Source organism: Limnospira sp. (assembly GCF_051859755.1).
In the GTDB taxonomy this organism is placed as follows: domain Bacteria; phylum Cyanobacteriota; class Cyanobacteriia; order Cyanobacteriales; family Microcoleaceae; genus Limnospira; species Limnospira fusiformis.
In genome coordinates this window covers 1-23,257 of record NZ_JBIMLI010000032.1, presented here as the reverse complement: position 1 = coordinate 23,257, position 23,257 = coordinate 1, and the positions used below count along the sequence as shown (strand labels likewise).

Sequence of the window (23,257 nt, the reverse complement as noted above, 5' to 3'; positions counted from 1 at the left end):
TTTTTAAACAGCCACCGCCTGTTTAACAGCAGCTTTTTGATGTGTCATAGACTCGAAACGTTCAAACACATGATCCGCCCAATACTTGACATCATATTTAACTACAGTTTTATGCATTTCAGCCATCCGCTGTTTTTGTTCTTGGGGGTCCATAGCCAAAGCATATTCGATCGCCTCATCCATGCGCTGAGTCGAATAGGGATTAGTCAAAACCGCCTGGGGAAGTTCCACCGCCGCCCCCACAAATTCCGACAGCACCAAGACACCGCCGCGATCTTCTCTGGCGACCACATATTCTTTAGCTACCAGGTTCAAACCATCCCGCAAGGGAGTAGTCCAGCAGACATCAGCTAATCGGTAATAGGAAAACAAATCCGACAGCGGTATAGGCTGGGTAAATAACAAAGTCGGCATCCAATCTAGGCGCGCAAATCTGCCGTTAATTTTCCCTACTAATTGCTCGATTTGATGTTGAGCCGTTTTATAAACCCGCATCCCATCAGCCGCCGATACACAAGTCATCAGAAACTGAACTTTTCCATGTAAATCTTGGCGACGTTCTAACAGTCGCTCATAGGCTTCTAACATCTGCCGATTTCCCTTGACATAATCCACCCGACCCGCAGCCAAAATCAATTTGCGATCGCCTAATTCTTTACTAATTGCCGTCAATCGTGACTGACCCTCTGGCTTCTCTAAAACCGATTCTATGAAACCCGGATTTGTACCCACCGGGAAAGCGTCAATATTCACTATTTGACCCTTATACTCAAGTTGGCTGACCATTTCTGGTTCTGCTAAAGCCGTTCCTACTTTGGTAAGATGAGGGGCTACAGGTTCCCGTTTAACCACTTTTATCTCGCACAAACTGCGGGCGACATTTACAAAATTCTCCGAGTAGCGAGGAATATGGAAACCGACTAAATCGCAGCATAAAAGACTCTCCACAATTTCCTGTCGCCAAGGTAGGATATTAAACACATCCACCGACGGAAATGGCGTATGATGAAAGAACGCAATCCGTGCATCCGGTTTCATTTCCCGAATGTAGCGCGCCGCCAACCATAGGTTATAGTCATGAATCCAAATTAAGGCATCATCTGCCGCCTCTTCGCAGGCTGCTTCTGCAAATAAACGATTAATCGTGGTAAAGTTTTCCCAGTCTGCTGTTTCCGAGGTGAAATGGTAGGGGAACGAGTGTAGAACTGGCCAGAATGCCTCTTTAGAGGTGATGTGGTAAAAATGTTTAACCTGGTCCGCGTTTAAGGCTATGCGGCGCACAGTATAGTTGCCTTCATCTTCTACTTCTACTCTTTCTTGAAAGTCCGCTTTTTGCTTCGCCGTTACTTGTTTCCAAGCTACCCAAGTGCCTTTATTAACGTTAGCAAAGAAACTTTTTAGGGTCGGTACGATACCATTAGGGCTTTTTTTGGCTCGGTAGTGAATTTTTCCATTTTCGATTACCTCATCGTAGGGTTCGCGATGGTACAGAATTACCAGTGAAGATTTCATAATTTTTGTGTTTTCCGTGAAACAATTTTGAGGTTTACAGTTATGCGATCGCCTGAATTTTCAGGAGTCTCGCGCCATGTTCATTTGCGGTCAACTCCCACGCTAAAATACAGCGCGTCTGTGGGTCAATTTACGAGTTGACTTGCTTGATGAACAGGGATATATAGATTTATTCATGAAAACTATATTGACAACAACAAATTGATGGTTAAGTATGTTAGTGTTAACTTCCCATCAACGCCATACAGTAGGTAGGCTATAATTATGCGATCGCCATCAAACATCAACCACATTTGAGCGATACCGCACCTAATGGTCAATTGAGCCATTGACCTATTACACTTTAACTCTATTACTGGAGCCTAGCCTTCGCAGGTTAACAAAACTTAACCATAGTTAACATCTATCCTAGGGTTGATTCACAAATGGGGGAAGCGATCGCAAATTTAAAACTAACGCTAGAGTCGGAAACCCCTGGGTTAGACTAGAGTTAAATTGTCGAGTCAAGTAGAAAGTTAGTTTTGGTAACCACAACAGAACCCACCATCAAACTGGTAGACGAAGAAACCGAAAATCTGCTAAATTGGGCAGCGACCGTCGAGCATTCCAAAGCCTCCTATTTTGAAAAAGCGCAAATTCTCGCCCAAAAATTAGGAGCGCACTGGCTAGGAGACGGACTCACACAAATCGGATTTTGGACCCCCAAATTAACCTCCCAAGTCATGCGGAGGCTAGAGATTTTCCTAGAGGTACTCACCCCCATAGATGAAATAGACCTGCGGGCAGATCAGCAAGTAGTCCGTTTCCACCGTACCCGACTCAACCTCAAACAACAGGGAGAATATCACTGGGGGGTTGTGGCCGGAATGGAACCCGGAAGCCGAGAGCAAGTCGGATCATTCTATTGGCTGCGCTACATTGACCAAGCCGAAAAACTGCAAGCCATCCGTGACCCCCTAGCCTACTCCCTTCCCTATGGAGTATTCGGACCCGCCGAACTTTACGACATCGAAACCCTACAAGCCCAACGCGCCGACCTAGAATATTTGAGCCGTCGGGGAACCTCCCGCCACCCCACCATTGATCTACATGATGATGATCTCTCCCCCCTACCCAACCCCAGATTAATTCCCAGGGTTCGGGCTCCCAAAAACATTCTGCAACTTCATGTAGGAACCGCCACCGCTGCTGGAACCTTTGAGGGATTAACCAGCCTTTATAGTCGCATTTCCGATAAATTAGCCAAAAATATTCCTCTGACCCCCCTCGAGGAAAACTATATCGGTTATGGTGCTGTCCAACTGCTACCGACAGAACCCCCCATCGAGTTTAGGGATGAATATAGTCCCGAAAGTGAGTTTTTCGCCTTCATGTCAGAAGATGAAGACATTATCGAGATTAATCTTAGCAAACCCGATACCCAGGATTGGGGCTATGATGTGCCAATTTTAGGTTCTTCTACCACAAATCCCGCAATTCTAGGCAGTCGTCGCCCTGATGAGGTAGTGGATTTTATTGCCACATTGCATAATTTCTCTACCGGACCCATTCAGGTGATTTATGACATTGTTTATGGTCATGCTGATAACCAATCAGAATTACTCCTGAATCGTCAGTTCCTAAAAGGGCAGAATATGTATGGTCAGGATTTAAACCACCAACTGCCAACGGTGCGGGCAATTTTGCTAGAAATGCAGCGCCGTAAAATGAATACCGGAGTTGATGGGATTCGCATTGATGGCGGTCAAGATTTCCGCTTTTTTAATCCCTTAACTGGCTTCGTGGAACAGGATGATGCTTATTTGTTAGCCATGAGTGATGTCGTCCAAGATATTGGCGGCTATCAACGGTTACTGTTTACTATTTTTGAAGATGGCAGACCCTGGCCAGAGGAAGGATGGGAGGAAATTTCTACCTATCGAGATCTGATTGAACTGCGCCCAGACTCCTTCCAATGGGGGCCGTTGATTTTTGCTCATAATACGCCCACCTTAAAGGGTTTTTGGGATAGAAAATGGAAACGAGTTTGTGAGGTGATTTATCAGGGAGAAAATTGGATTACGGGTTGCGCTAATCATGATACCGTCCGACGGGGTAATCAGGTTGAGTTAGACCAAGAAATTAATTGGAATTTGGGTAAAACTTGGTCGGAGGTTTTGCATAATGGTTATGATAATCCGGCGGTGACATTGTGGGTATATGGCTTTAGTCCGGGTTTACCCATGGATTTTATTAATGCTACCACCAGAGCCCCCTGGATGTTTTTCCGCAATACTGATGAACGCTATGGCGTGAAAGTTGTTGCCGAAGAAATGGGCTTTTTGGATTGGCAAATCACCCCGGAATTGTATCAGCAAGATTTTGTGTTTTCTCGTTTAAAAAGTTTGGGATTTGAGGACTTAGAAGAACTCAAGCAGTTTGGGAAGGCTTTACAACAGGCGATGATTGATGCTGATTATAGTCTACCCGCTGTGGTAGAGGCTTGTCAGGCTTGTTTTGGCGATTCTGCACAAGAGTGTAAACTTGAATATTTGCAAAAGATTAATCACCCGGAAATGGTGGAGTTTCTCAAGGATCTCGATATTCCGAAACTCAAAGAATTTGCCCTCAAATTTATGGAGGACTGCTACGAAATCTGTAATGTCTCTCACTATGGTGAGGATCTAAATGCTGTGCAAACTAATTTTAATTTGCAGTTGCGTCGCTTCCGACACGATCGCATTTGGTTGCGTCAGAATTTGATGGGAACAGATCAGTTTCACAAAATCGGTGATCAGACTCAGACCGTGTTTTATGGAGTCCGAGGAAACCCTTACCGGGAAGAAGACCAAGTGGTGATGGTGGCCAATATGGGAGGGGAACCAATGACGGTAACCGTGGGAGATTGGCTAGAATTAGACTTATCCGAGTGGAAAGTGGCGATCGCCTCTCCCGGAGTCCAATTAGATGATAACCTAGCTTCCTTGAAGAAATTTGAACTCAAAGATAGTCAAGGTGTCCTGTTAGTACCCCAACAGCCCCAGAAATAACCTGTAGATCATAGCTGAATTGCTACCCATGCTACAGGCATTCCCAGAAATTAATGTTAGGTTGGAGTAGGGACGGTAAACAACAGGGTTGATTTTGACAAGTTCATCCCTGAGAATGTATCTTCTGTTTTCAGGCTGCATATCTGTTGCCGCCCCTAACAATTTCCCAACTTGATCACACATTTTGATAGGACTGGTGGCTATCATGGAACTAAACGACTTTTTGACCCCCCGTTATCCTTATCGAGGATCAGACCAACCCGAAAATATGCTATTTAACGCCAACCTGCAAGAATTTGCTCAACAGGTTAGTTATATTGCCGCTTTGCAAACCAACGGGAAAATGTCCACATTAGAGTCTTATAAAAAAATCAAACAACAGTGGAAGAGACTCAAAAAAACCCATAAACAACTCACGTAGTAGGTCATCATCAATTGACCTACACACAGATAACCGCGATCGCCCTTTGGTAGGGGGAGAGGTGGAAACTAGGGGATATAATCTATACCTAACTAGGCAACCCCTCTCCCTCTGCTACTTACTTATGTATTTATGATTAAATGCCATTATGCCGCCAAACAATATATTTCCCTAACCAGTCTGGGTCTACTCGTCTATGGTGCGATCGCTTTACCTTCCCCCAGTTGGGCTGAAAACCCCACCAATAACCCCCCTCCTCACCTTTCGCAGCTTTCAGCGCCACCAACCCAAGAAGCCCCATATACCTTGGGTGCCGGTGATGTAATCCAAGTATTTATTTTTCCCGTCGAACAATATAGCAGTCAACAAGAAGTATTAGTTGACGGTACAGTTAACCTTCCCCAAGCTGGTAGTATTTCCGTAAGTGGCATGACCTTAGAAGAGGCGGCTAGGGCTATAGGCGATCGCTATGAAAGCGCCAGAGTATTACGAAACCCCAGAGTAACCATCAGCCTCATTACTCCCCGTCCCCTCAGAATAGGCATTTCAGGGGAAATCAACCGCCCCGGTTCCTATACCATGGCTAGGGAAGGTTCCCAATTTCCCACCATTACCCGCGCCCTACAATTAGCCGGAGGTATCACCCAAGCCGCAGACCTGCGACAGGTGCAACTACGACGACCCCAGTTGGGAACATCAGAGCAAATCATCAATCTAAATCTGATGGAACTTCTGCAAACAGGTAGTCTCAGCACCGATATCCGGCTTAGGGATGGAGATGTTATCTATATTCCCACCACCACCGAAATTGACCCAGAAATGGGGCGACAAATTGCTAGGGCTAGTTTTGCTAACAACGAAGCCAGCCTAATTGATATTGCCGTATCTGGAGAAGTGCGCCGCCCCGGTCCCTATACCATCCCCAGTCAAGGAGGACCAGGGGGAGTCGCTACCATTAGCCAAGCCATTAAGCAAGCTGGAGGAATTCGGCTAATGGCGGATATCAGTCGGGTGCAAATTCGTCGCCTCACCAACCAGGGACAAGAACAAATACTAGAAGTAAACCTAGAACCTATCCTAGACGGGGATAATCTGCAACAGGATATAGTTCTACAAAATGGTGATAGTATCTTCATCCCTGCCTTAGAAACGGCCAATCTGGAACAATTATCTAACCGCCGCGCGGCGAGTTTTGCGGCTGACCAAAGTGAACCTTTAAATATTGCTGTGATTGGGCAAGTATTTCGACCGGGGCCTTATACTGTTACTGGCACTGCTCGCACCGGAGATGCTGGAGTCCCTGGGGCGGCGGGTGGTGGTAGCATCCCCACTGTTACCCGCGCTATTCAGGTGGCGGGAGGGGTTAAACCAGAGGCTGATATTCGACAGGTGGAAATTAGGCGCTCTGATAGTCGTGGGAGTCGCCAAGTGATTACTATTAATCTTTGGGAATTACTGCAAAATGGTGATGCCACCCAGGATACAATATTACAGGAAGGGGACACGGTTTTTGTACCCACAGCTACGGAGATTAACCCCGTGGAAATGGGGGCAATTGCTAACGCTAGTTTCTCCCCAAACAATATTCGTGTTAATGTGGTGGGGGAAGTGCAAAGGTCTGGAGTTGTTCAAATTCCCCCTAATACTCCCTTAAATGAAGCTATACTGACGGCCGGGGGGTTTACCTCTCGCGCCCATCAGTCTTCGGTGGAGTTGATTCGCTTTCGCCCTGATGGTACTGTGGAACAGCGCCGCCTACCAATAGATTTTACTCAGGGAGGTAATTCCCCGAATAATCCTCCTCTCCAAAATAATGATGTGGTGATTGTGGGGCGATCGACCCTGGCGAGTATTTCGGATACAGTAGATACTATCATTACGCCGTTAAATAGAGTGCGATCGCTTTTTGTAGTTCCCAGCGCGTTTATTGATATTTTCAGGAATTACTAAGTCCGTTTTATCCCCGATAAATTTATGTTCTCCATTACTAAAAAAAGCTCCCGAAAACGCGAAATTTTGGAAATTGTTTTCAGCAACGGCTGGGACTATATGCGGGGTTTGTTAGTGGGGGATAAACCAGAAGAACCTCGGCTACCATCTCCTGATGTTTTACGGAATATTTTAATTGAATTGGGTCCGGTTTATGTCAAGTTAGGACAACTTTTATCAACTCGTCCTGATTTGCTACCGGGAAGATATGTTGATGCTTTAACCGATTTACAAGCTAATGTTCCCGCTGTGGCTTGGGGGGATATTGAAACTCAACTTAGACAACAGTTTTCTCAACCTTTAGACCAGATTTTTAGTCGTATTGAAACTGAGGCGGTGGCGGCGGCATCCATTGGACAAATCCATCGCGCTACGTTGAAAAGTGGCGAAGAAGTGGCCTTAAAAGTACAGCGTCCAGGAATTTCTATTATTGTTGAACAGGATATTGAGTTAATTAAATCTTTGGCGGATTTAGTGGCGATTACTGAGTGGGGAGAAGATTATGATATTGTGGCGATCGCTGAGGAATTTACTAGCGCTTTAAAAGCTGAATTAGACTTTACCTCAGAAGCTGAATATACAGACAAATTGCGGCAAAATCTCTCAAAAACTCGGTGGTTTGACCCCGAAAAGTTAATTATTCCCAAAGTTTACTGGGAATTTACAACTCCTAATTTACTGGTATTAGAATGGTTAGATGGTGTACCTTTATTGTTGTCAGAACCTTCTAAGAAACAGACCAATGAGGATGATCCACGCCGGGGAGAAATTACCAGTTTATTATTTCGTGCCTTTTTTCAGCAAATCTATTTAGATGGCTTTTTTCATGCGGACCCCCACCCAGGAAATCTGTTTTATCTTAATGATGGACGGGTAGCTATTTTAGATTGTGGAATGGTGGGAAGGCTAGACCCTCGGACTCAGCAAATTTTAACCGAAATGTTACTAGCAGTTGTGGATATAGATGCTAGACGTTGCGCCCAACTTACCTTAGAATTAGCAGAATCATCGGAATCGGTGCAACTGGGTCGCCTGACTAATGATTATGATAGTATGCTGAGACGATATTATAATCTGAGTCTGGCGGAAATTAATTTTAGTCAGGTATTCTATGAGATTTTGCAGATTTCTCGCAATAATAGAATTCGCCTCCCTAGTAATATGGGATTATATGCTAAAACTTTGGCGAATTTGGAGGGAGTCACCCGCAGTTTTAACCCGGAGGTTAATTTACTCAATGAGATTAAACCATTGATGACGGAGTTATTCCGCAATCAATTGTTAGGAGATAACCCCCTAGAGACTCTGTTAAGGACGGCTTTAGATCTCAAAAGTTTATCATTGCGATCGCCTAGTCAAATTGAACTGTTTTTAGACCGGGTTACTTCCGAAACTCTCAAATGGAATATTAGAATCCCAGAATTAACTAGCCTGAAAAATAGCCTAAATGATGCGGCTAACCGCCTGTCTTTTAGTATTGTACTCGGTTCGTTAATTATGGGGGCGGCGATGATTTCAACTGGGGCGCAAACTCCCCAGTTGTCTCTGATTAGTAATATCCTCTTTGCGGCGGCTTCCCTGGTGGGGTTATGGCTGCTGGTGAGTGTATTGCGATCGGGAAATTTACGGTAAATTAACCTATAATAAGCCCCGATAGCGAATAAAAATTAACACCGCCGCCCAGGACCCCAAAGCCACCTTTAAGGCAACTAAAATATTCAGTAATGGCATAATCCCACCACTGACTAAACTCCCTAATTCACCATGAGGTAATTCTATACCAAACAGAGTAATTACCGCCAATAAAATAAAGATGAGGACGGAAATTTTCTCCCAAATAGATGCCTGCCAACGCTGATAAATTCCCTGCATTAACTCCGGTGGAGAAGTGATCGCAATTAAACCGATCGCCGTCCCTCCTGCTACTCCGGCAGCAAAACCACCCCCAGGGCTAAGATGACCCCTAATGGCTAATTCAATACTCACCAAAGCCGCAATAGTCGCGCCTAGTCGCGCTAAAACAACGGAAGGCTGATCAGTAAATCGATACACTTTACTAAGGGGTTTCTCATTGGCGAGTAAAAAATTACAGCCCATAATTGAGATGGTAAAAACCACTACCTCGAAGATGGTATCATAGAGGCGATTTCTGAAAATGATGCCGGAAACCGCATTAGGTACACCACTATCTTGCACTACTACTTCCACAATGGAAGGACCCAACCATTCATCGATCGGGTTGGCAATCAGCAACATCTTGAGATAAAGTATCACACCCACAGCGACATAAACCCATTTCATTAGTGTTTCTCCCCAGATTCTGTTAAATTAAAATAGTTTAAAATGGTTCGGGATGATGTCAGTTCGGCTTGCATAATGTCATAGAGCCGTTTCAGCCTAGTAGTGGTATAATAGGGTAAAGGTTCCGGTTCTGCCGATTCTGGCGATTCTGGCGATTCTGGTTGATGAGATTTGGTCGGGTAAGGACTGGCAAATATTGAATGTAAAGGCTGGATACAAGTGGCATGAATTTCCTTGGTGACTAAGGCATGATGTAACTCTTCTAAGTCCTTATAAGGTACTAATTCAACCCGCATATAATGTTGGCGAAAAATTCCCCGTAATTCATCGACCAGTTGACCAAAAGGGCGATCGCTTTCCGGCTGTTGTAATTCCTCTTTCAGGACACCCAAACGCATAACCAAAGAAGAACGCACCGCCACCCCATACAGGGTAATTGCCAGCATCGTCCCCACTAATGCTTCAGTTAAGGCTACATCTGCAGCCCCTAAGATCGCATAAACCAAAGCAGCCACAGCACCCAATATACCACGAATTACTAAGGCATGATAGGGGTTAACTTGTAAAACTACCATGGCGGTGGCTAGAGGCATTAACGCCGTGATTAGATAGATAGTATTATCGTTCATCGTCACCTTCACTACTGGAACAGTAAGCTAATACATATCCTAAAACAGTATTCCAAATTGCCAAAGAAATAATGGCAAGAATCAGCAGGGGCCATTCGCTGGGAATTCTCAGTAATAGTCCGAAAACTATGGTCATGGAACCCAAGGTATCAGAGACTGATAAACCATGTAGTTTGAATAATACTGAGCGATCGCCGACTAGGGGAAAAGTTCCCCAAAACCAAAAGACCACCCCAACTAACATCAAAAGGTCACTGAATAAGTTAATCATGATTCACTTAGTTAATACATCACTCATGCGTCTAAGAATTTGAGCCAATAGCATTAAAGACGCATTCCCAACACTGAGAATAATTACCCCAACTACGCCAATCATCCAATCATCTCTTAAAACCGAGACAACTAGAATCATGATCGATGTTTTACTAGCAATACTAGAAAATGCTAACACCTTTTGCCAAATATTATCATCTTGGCAGGCTTCGTAAATAGGAATCATTAAAGCTACCAGCATTATCATTAAAATATTGTTCATGAATCAGGCCTCCGGCGACGTACCCAATGGACTTCATACCAGCCCTCTTGGTGATATTTTAAAACAATTGTTTTCGGGGTAAAGGTAATGATAAAGATATCTAAAAAAATTAAACCCGGTGTTCTTTGGGGTTTCACTCTTTCCATGGTGATATCTTCATAATTATGGGGTTTTAAGATAATCTCAAAAGCCTCTAGGTAGGCTTGAGGCACTGACCTAATGACTTCCCCAAAAGCCCTTAACCAGTCGTTTAAAGCCGCCTTAGAGGGGCTACGACCGGGTAATAATAAACACACACTCACCCCGATAATGATATTAGCTAAACTCAGGTCAGCAGTAATCAGAAACCAAATAGCTAATCGCAGAATTAAGTTGAGAGACAGATATTTAATCATGCTATACCCACCGCGAAAATAAACCAAAAGAGCACTGTTAACATGATGGTCATTCCACCAATAATATGTTCCAGCTTTTCCCAGGATCTGGACAGGTTCACTACTAAGTCTTTAAACAGCACAAAATAAGCCAACCATCCGACACTTATAGTTACCAGAGATTTGACAATATTATCAATGGTGTAAACTGATTGATAATAGAAAAAGTTAGCCAAAATCAGCCCCCCCAGCAGAATTACCATGGCTGGTAATAACCCCCGTTGCTTTTCTTCAGTTTCTGGGGTTGCTGGTAGTTGAGTATGGGGAATAAAGATGAATTTAGCAAAGTATATGGTTGTTCCTATGGCGGCTATATTAAGGATGATTTCTTGCCAAGACCACAGATTTTTAAAGGTGATAATCTTCGCACCAAAGCCAGACAGTAAAGGGAAACCAGAGACAGACAAACTAGCTATCAATAATGGTATCCAAACTGAGGTATTAATGGGCTGCGCCTGTAGTTGCTTAAAGCTGCGACTAGGTAAACTTCCAGCTATTAAGAATAAAGCTGATTTAACCAAGCCGTGGGTGAGGGCATAAAAACCGCCAACTACTGGGGCGGCAAGAACAAATCCTAACTGGGAAATGGTGCTAAAAGCTAGGGTTAGCTTGGTGTCTTTTTGAAAAACTGCATAAACCACACCGAAAATGGCGGTGCTGATACCAAAGATTCTTAGCACTGGGTCAATCTCTGGTACAATTAGGGCGCAACGAATTAGGGGAAAGACTCCGGCTTTGACTACGACTCCTGAGAGAAGGGCGGAAACGGGGGTTTCCGATTCGGAGTGGGTTAGCGGTAGCCATAACCCAGAGACAAACACGCCACCTTTGACTAATAGTGCCATTAAGATTAGGGCTATGGCTTCTGGAGGTGAAGTCCGTAAGCCACTAAAGGCAAAGGAATGATCGGCTTGGTAGACAAGACCGACCCCGATCAGGTAGAATAGCATGGCGGTGTTGCTCACAAATAGATAGCGTAGGGCTATCCAAATTGAGCGATCGCTACGAGGGTAGGAAATTAACAGGAAAACTGCGATTCCTAAAACCTCTAGGGCTACATACAGGCTAAGAAAATCCTGACAAACAAATGTGGCATTAACACTGCCATGTAAAATCATTGTCTGGGCATAAAAAAAAGCGACTTTCTCCCGGTTCCAACAGTAAAAAATCACTGCAGTTGTGACTAGGGCGTTGGTCACAATCAAGTAGCCACTTTGTTGATCAACTAATAGTTGAACACCGAAGTTATCTAGTAGTTTGATTGGCAAATCTGTATCATTTAACAGAACCTGCAACCCATAAGCTAGGGAACAAAGGGCTGCCAAAACAGCTAGATAGCGATCGAATTTGGGAAGTAAATAGATACTGAACCCGATAAACATTGGTAATGCTATCAATGCGATCGTAATATTGGTCATGGGGTATTGTTCTTTTCGATCTCGTCGGTTTCTAGGGTGGGGTTATCGCGGGCTAACTTCATGACACCAACCAGCATTAATGCTTGGACGGAAAAGCCAATTACGATCGCTGTCAAAATCACCGCCTGTGGCACGGGGTCGGCATAATTGCCATTATCTCTGGCATTACCGATAATCGGCGTAAAAAAGCCATCTCGGGAGGCGATAAGTACATAATAGGCGATTACCCCTGTACTCATCACATCCATGGAGATAATTTTCATCATCAGGTTCTTTTTGAGAATGATGCCGAAAAATCCGAACATCACGGAGGCGAATACTAACGACTCTAACACAATGATCTGTCAGCTAAAGGAGTTGGTTAATTATATGTAAAGCATACACTATTTCCGCAAAAAACAAAATATCTTTTTGGGAATTTTGGCAAAATTTTAGTTAGCCAAAATGCTCGGGTTTATCATGGCAAAAATTTAGGAAATTTTTAACCACACAACCAGCCAAAATATACCAGTTAAACTCAGAGTCATGACCCCAATCAGATGGTCTAATTTTTCCCAAGTTTTCGGGAGGTTAATTAGGGAGTTTTTGAAAATCATAAAATAGGCTAACCAACCCACCCCAATAGTAGCTAAAGCCTTAGTAATCTTCTCGACGGTATAGGTAGACTCGTAGTAGGGAAGATTAGCGAAAATTAAGGCAATAAACAGAATACATATAGCTGGAACTAATGACACTTTTTGAGAGTCAAATTTTGCTGATGCGGCGGATTGTTCGTGGGGAACAAATATAAATTTGGCAAAATATATGACGGTTCCCACTGAGGCAATATTGAGAGCGATATCTTCCCAAGTTGACAAGTCTTTAAAAACGAGGGCTTTTGCTGAAAAAATAGATAACAGGGGGAAACCAGATATAGATAAACTAGCCAGGAGTAGAATTAGCCAGAGGAAAGTGGTAATCGGCTGCTGGTGCAGTTGTTTAAAGTCGCGACTAGGTAGACTTCCTTCTATGAGGAATAAAGCTGATTTAACTAAGCCGTGAGTGAGAGCATAAAAACTTCCGGCGACGGGGGCGACAATCATCAAACCTAATTGGGAAATACTACTAAAAGCGAGGGTGCGTTTGGTGTCTTGTTCAAAAATGGCATAAATTGCACCTAACAAGGCGGCGGCTACCCCAAAGATGCTTAGAACTGGGCTAAATTCGGGTAGAATTAAAGCTAAACGTACTAAGGGAAAAACTCCGGCTTTGGTGACAATTCCTGAGAGAAGGGCGGAAACAGGGGTTTCTGATTCAGCATAGGTCATGGGTAGCCATAACCCTGAGACGAAGATACCACCCTTGGCTAATAAACCCATGAAGATTAGGGATATAGCCTCTGGAGAGGAACCCCGTAAGCCAGCAAAAGCAAAGGAATGATGGGCTTGGTAGACAAGGGCGACCCCTACCAGGTAGAATAGCATGGCGGTATTGCTAACAAATAGATAGCGTAAGCCTACCCAAATTGAGCGATCGCTGCGAGGATAAGCAATTAATAAAAAAACGCCTATTGCTAAGACTTCTAAAGCCACATATAGACTAATAAAGTCCTGGGACATAAAAATTGAGTTAAGGCTGCTATGAACAATTAATATCTGAGTAAAAAACAAGCCAGTAATCCGGGACTGCCAACAGTAGACAATCACTGCCATAGTGACTAAGGCATTGGTCAAGATTAAGTAGCCACTATTCTGATCAATTAATAATTGAACTCCAAAGTTATTCAATAATTGAATATTCAGGTTGGGGGGTTCTAAGATAACCCATAACCCGTAAGCAAAAGACATCAGGACAACCGCCATAGCCGAATAGCGATCGATTTTGGGGAATAGATAAATGCAAAATCCTACCAAAATTGGCAGTAATATCAAGACGATGGTGATATAGGTCATGGGCTGTTATGGTCATCCAGATAATTACTCAAATCAGGTTCTTAGTGAGAATCTAATATTCGGATTATACATGATAGACACCAAAATATTTATGGCTATGCTGGCCCCCATTTGAGCAAAAAAAAGAGGCGATCTGATCTAGTCAGAAACTCGCCTCTCAAATGGGCTTCAATTTATAGGTAACTCACAACCTATTCACCCATCATAACTGGTTCCGGGCCAAAAGTCGGAAATACAGTTTTGCCATTATTTTCGGTAGCGACGACTGGATGCCCATAATAGGCATCAATAATCAGTTGTTTGAGATCCTCAATTAAGGGATAGCGAGGATTGGCCCCTGTACACTGATCATCAAAGGCTTGATCTGCGACTTCATCAACCTTAGCCAAAAACTCGGCTTCGCTTTCTTTAACGACTTCTTTCATGGCTTTAGGAATTCCTACCTTATGCTTGAGTTCTTCAATAGCCAAAATTAGGCGATCGATTTTTTCATCATCAGTATTTCCGCCCAAATTCAAATAATCCGCGACGCGAGCATAACGCCATTTAGTGTTAGGATATTTGTATTGGGAGAAAGTGGCTTGTTTGAAGGGTGCATCAGTAGCATTGTAGCGAATTATATAGCTAATCATTAAGGCATTCGCTAAACCGTGGGGAATGTGGAATGTCCCCCCTAATTGGTGGGCAATAGAATGGCAAATACCCAAGAAACCATTAGCAAAAGCCATCCCGGCCATGGTAGAGGCATAGTGCATTTTTTCCCGCGCTTTCGGGTCATTCGCGCCATTGTTATAGGAACTAGGTAGATACTTGAAAATCAGCCGAATTGCTTCTAAAGCCATACCATTGGTGTATTCGGAAGCCAACACGGAAACAAAGGCTTCTATGGCGTGAGTTAAGGCATCAATACCCCCAAAAGCGGTTAAACTTTTTGGCATATTTAAGACCAATTCGGGGTCAACGATCGCAATATTAGGAGTCAAGGCATAATCTGCCAAAGGATACTTAATATTATTGCGGCGATCGGTAACCACAGCAAAGGGTGTCACCTCGGATCCAGTTCCCGAAGTAGTAGGAATTGCTACCATTACTGCTTTTTCTCCCAGCGGCGGCAAATCATAGACCCGTTTACGGATATCCATAAATCGCATCGCCAAACCTTCAAACTCAATATCTGGATGTTCATACATGAGCCACATAATCTTAGCAGCATCCATAGGCGACCCACCACCAATGGCAATAATGACATCCGGTTCAAAGGTATTCATGAGAGTTAAACCCCGTTGTACGGTATCCAAAGACGGGTCAGGTTCAACATCATAAAAAACGTCATATTTAACCCCGATTTCTTCGAGGACTTCCTCAAGAGATGCGGTAATTCCCAAATTAAACAAAGGCTTATCAGTGACAATAAAAGCCCGTTTTTTACCTGCCAACTCTCGCAAAGCGACGGGTAGGGAACCATACTTGAAATAGATTTTGGGAGGGACTCGGAACCACAGCATATTTTCCCGTCGTTCGGCAACGGTTTTAATATTCAACAGGTGAGTAGGTTCGACGTTTTCACTAATGGAATTACCGCCCCAAGTTCCACAACCCAGAGTTAAAGAAGGGTCAAGACGGAAGTTATACAAATCTCCGATCGCCCCTTGAGATGAAGGGGTATTAATTAACACCCGCGCCGTTTGTACCTTACCCTCAAAGGCATTAATATGATCAGTATTATTGGGGGAAGTATACAAAGCGGCGGTGTGACCACGACCTCCCAACTGTACCAAATGTTCAGCTTTCAGAACGGCATCCTCAAAATCTTTCGCCCGATACATAACCAAAACCGGCGATAGTTTTTCATGGGCGAAGGGGTCATCATCATCAATTGCCGGTCGTTCCCCGATAATCACACGGGTATCATCAGAAAGATTTAGCCCCGCCATTCCTCCCAATTTCTTAACAGTTTGACCGACAATTTCGGGGTTAAGATGACCGTCTACAAAAATCACCTTCGCCATGCGATCGGTTTCTTCTGGGGTGAGGAAATAAGCACCACGGGAGAGAAATTCCTCCCGTACCTGGTCATAAATAGAATCAACGACAATTACAGACTGTTCACTAGCACAAATCATGCCATTGTCAAAAGTTTTACTGAGGATAATCGAAGATACCGCCATTTTAATATGAGCAGAATCATCAATTAAAGCCGGAGTATTCCCCGCACCAACACCTAAAGAGGGTCGCCCGGAAGAATAAGCAGCCCGCACCATTCCCGGACCCCCTGTAGCCAGTATCAGTTTAACATCTTGATGCTGCATCAACGCCTGAGATAGGGGAACTGTCGGTTCATCAATCCAACCAATAATATCTTCGGGCGCACCGGCTTCAACGGCTGCTTCCAGAATAATACGCGCCGCCTCATTAGTACATTTTTGGGCGCGGGGGTGGGGTGAAAAAATAATCCCATTGCGAGTTTTTAAGGCAATTAAAGCCTTAAAAATAGCGGTAGAGGTGGGATTAGTAGTGGGGACAATACCTGCTAAGATGCCCACAGGTTCGGCGATTTTTTGGAATCCGAAGGATTTATCGGATTCAATAACACCACAGGTTTTGGTGTTTTTATACTTGTTATAGATGATTTCTGAGGCGAAGTGATTTTTAATCACCTTATCCTCAACTACCCCCATACCGGTTTCTTCGACGGCTATTTTAGCTAGAGGTATACGCGCAGCATTAGCGGCTAGGGCTGCTTTCTTAAAAATGTAGTCTACCTGTTCTTGAGTGAAGCCAGAGAATTTTTGCTGGGCTACTTTTACCCGCGCAATCAAGTTCTCTAATTCTTCGATATTGGTCACTCGATTAACCATGAAAATACCTCAGATAGGACTATTACCCAACTATGTACAGGGTCTTAGGCTGACCCATGCAGTACAGTAGTGGCTCAAAGATTTTGACTATCAGACAGTATAGCGCTTGTTTGTGATTTGTGTAGGTAGCATCTGCTCAAACATCAAGTTTGCTTGACTCCCCTACCGTTGATTATAGCCAAAGGGTGTATCCCATGATACATAATCAATCAATAATAATGAATTATTGAATCATTAATTATTAATTATTTAGTTGTCATAGTATGGATACCATCCCAGTCGGGGGGTGGGGGATTTTGTAAATAATTCTGGGCGCGACCGATGTGAATTTCGACAGCCCTATCATCCGATCGCATTTTTTGAGCTACTTCAAAATGCTGAATAGCCAAAGCAAAATCCCTAGCCAAATAAGCCTGTCGTCCCAGGTTATAATAGCCCAAAAACTCGACCAATTCATCATCTAAAGCCTGAGATTTTGAGGCAATCAACTCATAAATATTAACGGCATTATTTTTACCTTTCACCCGGACTTTATCCAACTCTCTCACCCAAATGCGATCGCCACACAAATGATAAGTCATCTCACTTAAAATAATATCACAGCCATACAATTTAGTCAGTTGTTCCAAGCGGGAACTCAAATTAACCCCATCGCCAATCACAGTATAATCCATCCGTTTTTGAGAGCCAATATTTCCCGATACGACTTCTCCGGAACTCATACCAATACCAATTTTAATTTGAGGTTCATTAGGTCGAGACTCATTAAAATCTTTCAACCGTTTTCGCATATCCAAAGCGGACTTAACCGCCATCCAAGCATGATTATCTCTGAGGGGAAGAGGCGCACCAAACACAGCCATAAGTGCATCCCCGATAAACTTATCCAAAGTTCCCTCATGGGAAAAAACGGCTTCGACCATAGTTTCAAAATATTGATTTAACAACGCGACGACATCAGAGGCTTCCAAATTTTCAGTTAAGGTGGTATAGCCACGAATATCAGAAAATAGAATAGTTACTTCTTTCCTTTCCCCAATCATCAAAGCATCTTCTCCCAAAGCCATAACCCGTTCAGCGACTCCGGGAGTCATATAGCGATACATGGTAGTTTTCATACGTTTTTCGCGGCTAATATCTTCCAAAACCACCAAACCACCCCGGACACCACCTTCGGGGTTAGTCAAAGGATTAACAGTCAAATTAATGCTACGTTCTAGGAGTCTAATTTCGGAAGCGATCGCCTCATTATCAGCCAAAGAATTGCCATCCAAAGGCTGATATTCTTGACCCCAAACATGATAAATATCTGGTTTTTTCTCATCAGGAACCACCAAAATGGGGATGGGTGTTGTATCTCCAAATTCCCCAACTATCATTTCGACTAATCCTACAGTTAAACTTTGTTCGGGGACAAAATGGCGGGCGGCAAATTTGAGACTATCCTCAAGACGCAATTGCAAATTTTCAATAGGAAGAACATCCCAGATATATTGTCCGCTAAGTTGATATTCCCAATATTCGCGAATTTGTCGATGGCGGGGACGGTGACGGGGACAGCCGAGCAATTCTAAAGCGGCATCATTAATGGTAACAATGCGACCTTGTAAATCGGTCGAAATAACCACATCTGAGAGACTTTGGAGAATATCTTTTTGATACTGTTTCTCCACCATGACATTTTCAAACAGTTGGGCATTTTGCAAAGCAATACCCGCCTGAGCATTAAAAGCCCGCAGAAATTCCTCATCAGAATCGGTGAAACTGCCTTTATGTTTATTAATTAACTGAGTGACACCAATCAGCTCACCTTTAGCGTTGTCAACTGGCATACAGAGAATATTACGAGTGCGATAGCCAGTTTTGCGATCGGTTGTCGGGTCAAAGCGAGGGTCTGCATAAGCATTGGTAATATTTAGCACTTGACCTGTGGAAGCCACATAACCCGCAATTCCTTTATTAGCGGGAATGCGAATTTCCATCATGGTTTTACCATCAGCCTTAGCTACTTTAGTCCAGAGTTCCTCGGTTTCTTTTTTGAGTAGGAAAATGGTACTGCGATCGGCTTGCATTAGGTCTCTCGCCTGTTCCATTACGGATAACAAAGTAGTTTCGAGATCTAAACTTTGACCGAGGGTAGTGGTAGCTTTGAGGAGGGCTGCTACACCTCGCTGGTTACGGGCGGCCACAAAAAACGATTGACAGCTTTCGAGGATAATGCCAATAGAATCAGCAAAGGAGCGAAATTGCTGTTCGTCTTCCTCGGTAAAAGGGCGATCGCCTGCTTTATTGAGGAGTCGCACCACGGCGACGGCCTCTTGAGGATTTTGGGTGCTAAAAATGGGCATACAGAGAATGCTGCGCGCTTCGTACCCTGATGGTTGATCAATAGCGGGGTCGAAGAACTCATGGGTTTGAGCATCAGTGATATTGAGGGCTTCTCCGGTACAGGCGACATGGCCGAGAATACCCACATCCATAGGTAGGCGAATTTCCTCGGTATGTTTAGAGTCGGAGTTCCCCTCGCCGTCAGTTTCGTTGTTTTCGGGAGAGGTTTTGTACCAAAGCTGACCCTTGCTGCGATTAATCAAAAAAATGGTAGTGCGATCGGCTTCTAAGATTTGTCCGATTTTGAGAGTAAAGGCATCGAGAAGCTGTTCGAGGAGGGTTTCGATCGCTTCATTGTTAATCAGTTCGATAGCTCGGAGAAATTGTTGAAATTCTGCGGTAATGAAATCGAGAATACAAATAAACTCTCCCATTGGCAGATTTTTTACACGATCTGCCAACAAGCCCATGCGATTAACTTGAGTCAATGTAGCCAGAATGCTACCTGCGTGGGAAACTGTCATGGGTCGGGGTTAAATTGACAAAGGACTCCATCTGAACGGTTTATCCCCCGATTCAGTAGCCTAAAAAGGAAGAAGCAAGGAACAGCAATAATCCATTCCTTGTCTCAAGTCTACGGGTTTCCTCTCAGCTAGGCAACAGAGGGCAGTGATTGACGAGCTAAAATATTTTGATAATAGCGTCTCAGTTGGCTAGTGGCAGCAGCCCACCCCCAGCGTTCGGCTTCTAATCGGGCATTTTGTCGCAACCTTTCCCGCTCATCACTATGGGATAACAGTCTACTGGTGGCTTTGATGGCTCCTTGTTCATCCCTGGGGTCAAACAGATAGCCATTTACTCCATCAGTGACAATATCGGGAATTCCCCCAGACCGCGCGGCTACTACGGGGGTTCCTGCGGCCATAGCCTCGAGGAGGACTAAACCTAGGGTTTCTGTCCGGGAAGGGAAAATGAAGGCATCAGCGCAGGCGTAAGCGGCCGCTAATTGTTCTCCCCGCAGATAACCCACAAAGTTGGTGGGAGTTCCGGCGAAATGTTGTTCTAGGTTTTCTCGGTTCGGACCATCTCCGACTAGGGCTAGACGGGCGTTGGGTATTGCTGCTAGAATAGGTTTAATGCGATCGATTTCTTTTTCGGCTCCTAGTCTCCCCACATACAACAGTAGGGTATCGTCTGGGTTTCCCATACTGAGGCTCGCGCGCATTTCTTTAGTGGCTTTGTGGGGCTGGAACAGTTCTGTATCCACCCCCCTCTGCCATAGGTCTACCCGTTCAATGCCATGATTGCGTAATTCCTCAACCATAGCTGTGGAGGTACACAGGTTTAACATAGCCTGATTATGGGCTGTACGCAATAACCCCCACAGGAATTCCTCCAGCATTCCTAAGCCGTAGTGGTGCAGGTATTGGGGTAGATGGGTATGGTAGGAGGCTACTAACCCGACGTTGAGTTTTTTACCATAATATAAGCCACTTAAGCCTAATACAGCCGGGTTAGCCACATGGATAATATCTGGTTTAAATTCGGCTAATTTTGCCCCAATTCCCGGATGAGGAAGACCGATTTTGAGTTCGGGATACATAGGGAGAGGAAATCCATCTACACCGTAGATTTGACAGCCTTTATATTCGGTTAATCCACCTTCTGGAGAAACTATTAGCACCTCATCACCTAGGCGATTTAGTTGTTCGGCGGTATGACATAAACGGGTAACAATCCCATCTATTTTCGGTAAAAATGTTTCAGTAAAAAGGGCGATTCTCATAAAAATTTAGCGCGGCTTGTCAAATATTTTGGAGGGCTTTAGAGACCATAAAAAACGAGTCTTTAAAACTACAGTCATCACCATAGTAAAATTTACCCAGTTTTAGCTATCCGAGGTAAGAGGTTGATTATTATTGGCGGCTGGTGTGACAGTCGGTGATAACAGTCGATACTTCAGCAGGAAGCCAAAATATGCGAAAACGGCAATGATAGCTGTACCAATACCTACAGGACTAGGAACCCAGAAAATGGCTTCGAGTCGGTTAATCTCTCCAGGTTTGAGAGTCCATACTACCAACTTGCCGTTTTCTTCTGTGGTCGGGTTGGAGTCAGAGTCGGGGTTGCCGTCTCCTATGACCCGCGCCCCCCAAGGAGTAATCAGCCTAAATTCTAGGTCGATCAGGTTTTCTGCCCCAACAATAACGTTATCCTCGCTGGCTACTAGGGCTAGGGATGTTAGGTCTAATTCTAGGTTAATCCGATTACGCAGAGCAAATATTAAGTTATTTTGCTTTAAACGCAAATCTGAGGCAAATTGTGGTAGTTGCCCTTCTGTAGCCGGAAGCGATCGGCTAGAGGGGGGGGTCATGGGGTTAAAAAAGGCGCTAAATTTTTTCTGCAAATCTGCCCCATTGTCAAAGGGGATAGTAACTTCAATCTCCTGATTGGACAATTGTTTAGCTTTACCGTTGAGAAGTTTGGCGCGACGACGCAGACTCGGAAGCCACTCATCTAAAGCGTCAGATCCGAAGTTAGTCACTCCTTCGGCTAACCGGATATGCTGGACAATTTTGCCGTGGGTCTGATCAGAAAATTCAATCCCTATATCGGAGTGAACACATCCCCCCAGCATCAGGGAAACTAAACAACTGATGATCAGAACTCGCAATCGTTTCAACATCCAACTTGGCCTCACCAGAAAATCGGCTGCTCATCTGTTTCTCATCAAACCCGATCGCCAAACCATTGTCAATTGCTGAGGGGTTAATTTTTAATTCCTGTGGTAGCAATGCCTCGGATGAACTGTCGCTGACCCAACAGGAATAAGATCACCACGGGGACAGTGGCAATAACTACGGCGGCCATTAGTAGTTGCCAACTGCTGGTAAACTGTTCCTGAAATTCGGCTAAAGCTAGTTGTACGGTTCTTAACTCGGGTCTGGTGGTAAATACCAAGGGCTTGAATAAATCATTCCATTCGCCAATGAAGGTAAATAGAAACAGGGTTACTAGGGCAGGACGGGCTAGGGGTAGCATAATTTGGGTGAGAATTTGCCAACGGTTGGCCCCGTCAATGGTGGCCGCTTCCTCTAAGGCTACGGGAATGGTGATGAAATATTGGCGTAACAGAAAAATCCCGAAGCCATTGACGGCTGTGGGTAGGATTAAAGCCCAGTAGGAGTTGAGTAAATGACCCCATTTGAGGACGAGAAAAATGGGAACTACTAATAATTGAAAGGGAATGACCAAAGTCGCCAACACTACTAAGACGATCGCCTGGCGGCCGCGAAATTTGAGTCGCGCTAAGGCATAACCCGCTAAGGCTGAGGTGATCACCTGAAAGGCGGTTACAGATAAGGCGACAAAGGTGGAATTGGCGAAGGCTAACAGGAAGTTACCCCGCTGCCATGCCTCTTGGTAGTTTTTCAGGGTAAGCTGAGAACTCTCGACGGCACTAGGTTCTGATAGGGAGGATCCTACCACAATCACTAGGGGTAGTAGGACAATGGCCGCCCCCACCAGTAACAACAACAGGGTCAGTACCTGAAAAAAAGTAGTCCAGTTTACAGATTTTTTCATAAAGTTGAGTTATAAGGCGATCGCTAATTGGATTAAGATAAACTTATCAAAAATGCTATGATCATTAAGTTTAACTGGGTAGGTCAGGAACTAATCCTAGAAAATCCTACAAAGTTGGTCAATTCCTGGAATAAATAGATAAAGTAAACTATAAGTGCGAGACGTTTAGGAGTCAAATAAGGCTGCAATGCCTGAAATAACCTCCTAGTGGGACTTTCACCCCTTGGTGAAATATAAGGGACTCGTACCCTGACCATCCCATAACTGTTTATATGTCCCAACGTTTG

General features: G+C 44.2%; 19 protein-coding genes. 4 read left to right on the top strand and 15 right to left on the bottom strand.

What is annotated here, in order from left to right; genetic code table 11:
- Positions 1–3 precede the first annotated feature (3 nt).
- Both ggpS and ACTIE0_RS08135 read right to left on the bottom strand, forming a co-directional pair.
- Complete coding sequence (gene ggpS, locus ACTIE0_RS08140; protein WP_006625703.1) at positions 4–1,512, bottom strand: glucosylglycerol-phosphate synthase; 1,509 nt, start codon at positions 1,510–1,512, stop codon at positions 4–6.
- 182 nt (positions 1,513–1,694) lie between these two features.
- A complete protein-coding gene (locus ACTIE0_RS08135) occupies positions 1,695–1,841 on the bottom strand; it encodes a hypothetical protein (protein ID WP_008050757.1) in 147 nt (48 codons plus the stop codon).
- Between the two features lie 192 nt (positions 1,842–2,033).
- On the opposite strand from ACTIE0_RS08135, the gene gghA reads away from it, so the two are divergent.
- The 4 genes from gghA (at position 2,034) to ACTIE0_RS08115 (ending at position 8,583) form a co-directional block, all read left to right on the top strand.
- Positions 2,034–4,541, top strand: coding sequence for a glucosylglycerol hydrolase (gene gghA, locus ACTIE0_RS08130; protein ID WP_006619699.1), 2,508 nt, complete (start codon positions 2,034–2,036; stop codon positions 4,539–4,541).
- Between the two features lie 205 nt (positions 4,542–4,746).
- Complete coding sequence (locus ACTIE0_RS08125; protein ID WP_006669175.1) at positions 4,747–4,962, top strand: DUF7219 family protein; 216 nt, start codon at positions 4,747–4,749, stop codon at positions 4,960–4,962.
- Positions 4,963–5,094: 132 nt separating this feature from the next.
- Positions 5,095–6,912, top strand: a complete 1,818-nt coding sequence (locus ACTIE0_RS08120; RefSeq protein WP_006669176.1) for a polysaccharide biosynthesis/export family protein — start codon at positions 5,095–5,097, stop codon at positions 6,910–6,912.
- Between the two features lie 24 nt (positions 6,913–6,936).
- On the top strand, positions 6,937–8,583 hold the full coding sequence (locus ACTIE0_RS08115) for an ABC1 kinase family protein (protein WP_006669177.1): 1,647 nt from the start codon (positions 6,937–6,939) through the stop codon (positions 8,581–8,583).
- 6 nt (positions 8,584–8,589) lie between these two features.
- Here the strand turns inward: ACTIE0_RS08115 and ACTIE0_RS08110 are convergent, their stop codons facing one another.
- The 13 genes from ACTIE0_RS08110 to ACTIE0_RS08050 all read right to left on the bottom strand — a co-directional run bounded on the left by ACTIE0_RS08110 (position 8,590) and on the right by ACTIE0_RS08050 (position 22,970).
- Positions 8,590–9,252 carry a Na(+)/H(+) antiporter subunit B gene (locus ACTIE0_RS08110; RefSeq protein ID WP_006625697.1) on the bottom strand — a complete coding sequence of 221 codons (663 nt, stop codon included), beginning with the start codon at positions 9,250–9,252 and terminating at the stop codon, positions 8,590–8,592.
- On the bottom strand, positions 9,252–9,881 hold the full coding sequence (locus ACTIE0_RS08105) for a DUF4040 domain-containing protein (protein ID WP_006625696.1): 630 nt from the start codon (positions 9,879–9,881) through the stop codon (positions 9,252–9,254). The genes ACTIE0_RS08110 and ACTIE0_RS08105 overlap by 1 nt, the downstream gene beginning before the upstream one ends.
- A complete protein-coding gene (locus ACTIE0_RS08100; RefSeq protein WP_006669178.1) occupies positions 9,871–10,152 on the bottom strand; it encodes a monovalent cation/H(+) antiporter subunit G in 282 nt (93 codons plus the stop codon). Before ACTIE0_RS08100 ends, ACTIE0_RS08105 begins: the two co-directional genes overlap by 11 nt.
- 3 nt (positions 10,153–10,155) lie before the next feature.
- Positions 10,156–10,416 carry a hypothetical protein gene (locus ACTIE0_RS08095; protein WP_006625694.1) on the bottom strand — a complete coding sequence of 87 codons (261 nt, stop codon included), beginning with the start codon at positions 10,414–10,416 and terminating at the stop codon, positions 10,156–10,158.
- The gene (locus tag ACTIE0_RS08090; protein ID WP_006625693.1) at positions 10,413–10,811 is read right to left on the bottom strand and encodes a Na+/H+ antiporter subunit E; all 399 of its coding nucleotides are present in this window, start codon (positions 10,809–10,811) and stop codon (positions 10,413–10,415) included. Before ACTIE0_RS08090 ends, ACTIE0_RS08095 begins: the two co-directional genes overlap by 4 nt.
- Positions 10,808–12,268 (bottom strand): cation:proton antiporter, encoded by a 1,461-nt coding sequence (locus ACTIE0_RS08085; protein ID WP_006625692.1) that lies wholly within the window; start codon positions 12,266–12,268, stop codon positions 10,808–10,810. Before ACTIE0_RS08085 ends, ACTIE0_RS08090 begins: the two co-directional genes overlap by 4 nt.
- The gene (locus tag ACTIE0_RS08080) at positions 12,265–12,603 is read right to left on the bottom strand and encodes an NADH-quinone oxidoreductase subunit K (RefSeq protein WP_006625691.1); all 339 of its coding nucleotides are present in this window, start codon (positions 12,601–12,603) and stop codon (positions 12,265–12,267) included. Before ACTIE0_RS08080 ends, ACTIE0_RS08085 begins: the two co-directional genes overlap by 4 nt.
- Before the next feature lie 135 nt (positions 12,604–12,738).
- Positions 12,739–14,199: a cation:proton antiporter gene (locus ACTIE0_RS08075; RefSeq protein WP_006669180.1), complete on the bottom strand. Its 1,461-nt coding sequence runs from the start codon at positions 14,197–14,199 to the stop codon at positions 12,739–12,741.
- A 191-nt stretch (positions 14,200–14,390) separates the two neighbouring features.
- Positions 14,391–17,057: a bifunctional acetaldehyde-CoA/alcohol dehydrogenase gene (gene adhE, locus ACTIE0_RS08070; protein WP_006625689.1), complete on the bottom strand. Its 2,667-nt coding sequence runs from the start codon at positions 17,055–17,057 to the stop codon at positions 14,391–14,393.
- A gap of 245 nt (positions 17,058–17,302) precedes the next feature.
- Positions 17,303–19,909, bottom strand: a complete 2,607-nt coding sequence (locus tag ACTIE0_RS08065; protein ID WP_006669181.1) for an adenylate/guanylate cyclase domain-containing protein — start codon at positions 19,907–19,909, stop codon at positions 17,303–17,305.
- 128 nt (positions 19,910–20,037) lie between these two features.
- Positions 20,038–21,171 (bottom strand): glycosyltransferase, encoded by a 1,134-nt coding sequence (locus ACTIE0_RS08060; RefSeq protein WP_006669182.1) that lies wholly within the window; start codon positions 21,169–21,171, stop codon positions 20,038–20,040.
- A 102-nt stretch (positions 21,172–21,273) separates the two neighbouring features.
- A complete protein-coding gene (locus tag ACTIE0_RS08055) occupies positions 21,274–22,071 on the bottom strand; it encodes a DUF3153 domain-containing protein (RefSeq protein ID WP_006669183.1) in 798 nt (265 codons plus the stop codon).
- An 83-nt stretch (positions 22,072–22,154) separates the two neighbouring features.
- On the bottom strand, positions 22,155–22,970 hold the full coding sequence (locus ACTIE0_RS08050; RefSeq protein ID WP_006625684.1) for a carbohydrate ABC transporter permease: 816 nt from the start codon (positions 22,968–22,970) through the stop codon (positions 22,155–22,157).
- Positions 22,971–23,257: the final 287 nt, after the last annotated feature.

Coding starts and splice junctions, on each gene's coding strand:
- ACTIE0_RS08115 (WP_006669177.1), top strand. CDS start 6,937: ATGTTCTCCATTACTAAAAAAAGCTCCCGAAAACGCGAAATTTTGGAA.
- adhE (WP_006625689.1), bottom strand. CDS start 17,057: ATGGTTAATCGAGTGACCAATATCGAAGAATTAGAGAACTTGATTGCG.
- ACTIE0_RS08075 (WP_006669180.1), bottom strand. CDS start 14,199: ATGACCTATATCACCATCGTCTTGATATTACTGCCAATTTTGGTAGGA.
- ACTIE0_RS08060 (WP_006669182.1), bottom strand. CDS start 21,171: ATGAGAATCGCCCTTTTTACTGAAACATTTTTACCGAAAATAGATGGG.
- ACTIE0_RS08100 (WP_006669178.1), bottom strand. CDS start 10,152: ATGATTAACTTATTCAGTGACCTTTTGATGTTAGTTGGGGTGGTCTTT.
- ACTIE0_RS08110 (WP_006625697.1), bottom strand. CDS start 9,252: ATGAAATGGGTTTATGTCGCTGTGGGTGTGATACTTTATCTCAAGATG.
- ACTIE0_RS08105 (WP_006625696.1), bottom strand. CDS start 9,881: ATGAACGATAATACTATCTATCTAATCACGGCGTTAATGCCTCTAGCC.
- ACTIE0_RS08125 (WP_006669175.1), top strand. CDS start 4,747: ATGGAACTAAACGACTTTTTGACCCCCCGTTATCCTTATCGAGGATCA.
- ACTIE0_RS08055 (WP_006669183.1), bottom strand. CDS start 22,071: ATGTTGAAACGATTGCGAGTTCTGATCATCAGTTGTTTAGTTTCCCTG.
- ACTIE0_RS08095 (WP_006625694.1), bottom strand. CDS start 10,416: ATGAACAATATTTTAATGATAATGCTGGTAGCTTTAATGATTCCTATT.
- ggpS (WP_006625703.1), bottom strand. CDS start 1,512: ATGAAATCTTCACTGGTAATTCTGTACCATCGCGAACCCTACGATGAG.
- ACTIE0_RS08085 (WP_006625692.1), bottom strand. CDS start 12,268: ATGACCAATATTACGATCGCATTGATAGCATTACCAATGTTTATCGGG.
- ACTIE0_RS08090 (WP_006625693.1), bottom strand. CDS start 10,811: ATGATTAAATATCTGTCTCTCAACTTAATTCTGCGATTAGCTATTTGG.
- ACTIE0_RS08120 (WP_006669176.1), top strand. CDS start 5,095: ATGATTAAATGCCATTATGCCGCCAAACAATATATTTCCCTAACCAGT.
- ACTIE0_RS08065 (WP_006669181.1), bottom strand. CDS start 19,909: ATGACAGTTTCCCACGCAGGTAGCATTCTGGCTACATTGACTCAAGTT.
- ACTIE0_RS08050 (WP_006625684.1), bottom strand. CDS start 22,970: ATGAAAAAATCTGTAAACTGGACTACTTTTTTTCAGGTACTGACCCTG.
- ACTIE0_RS08135 (WP_008050757.1), bottom strand. CDS start 1,841: ATGGCTCAATTGACCATTAGGTGCGGTATCGCTCAAATGTGGTTGATG.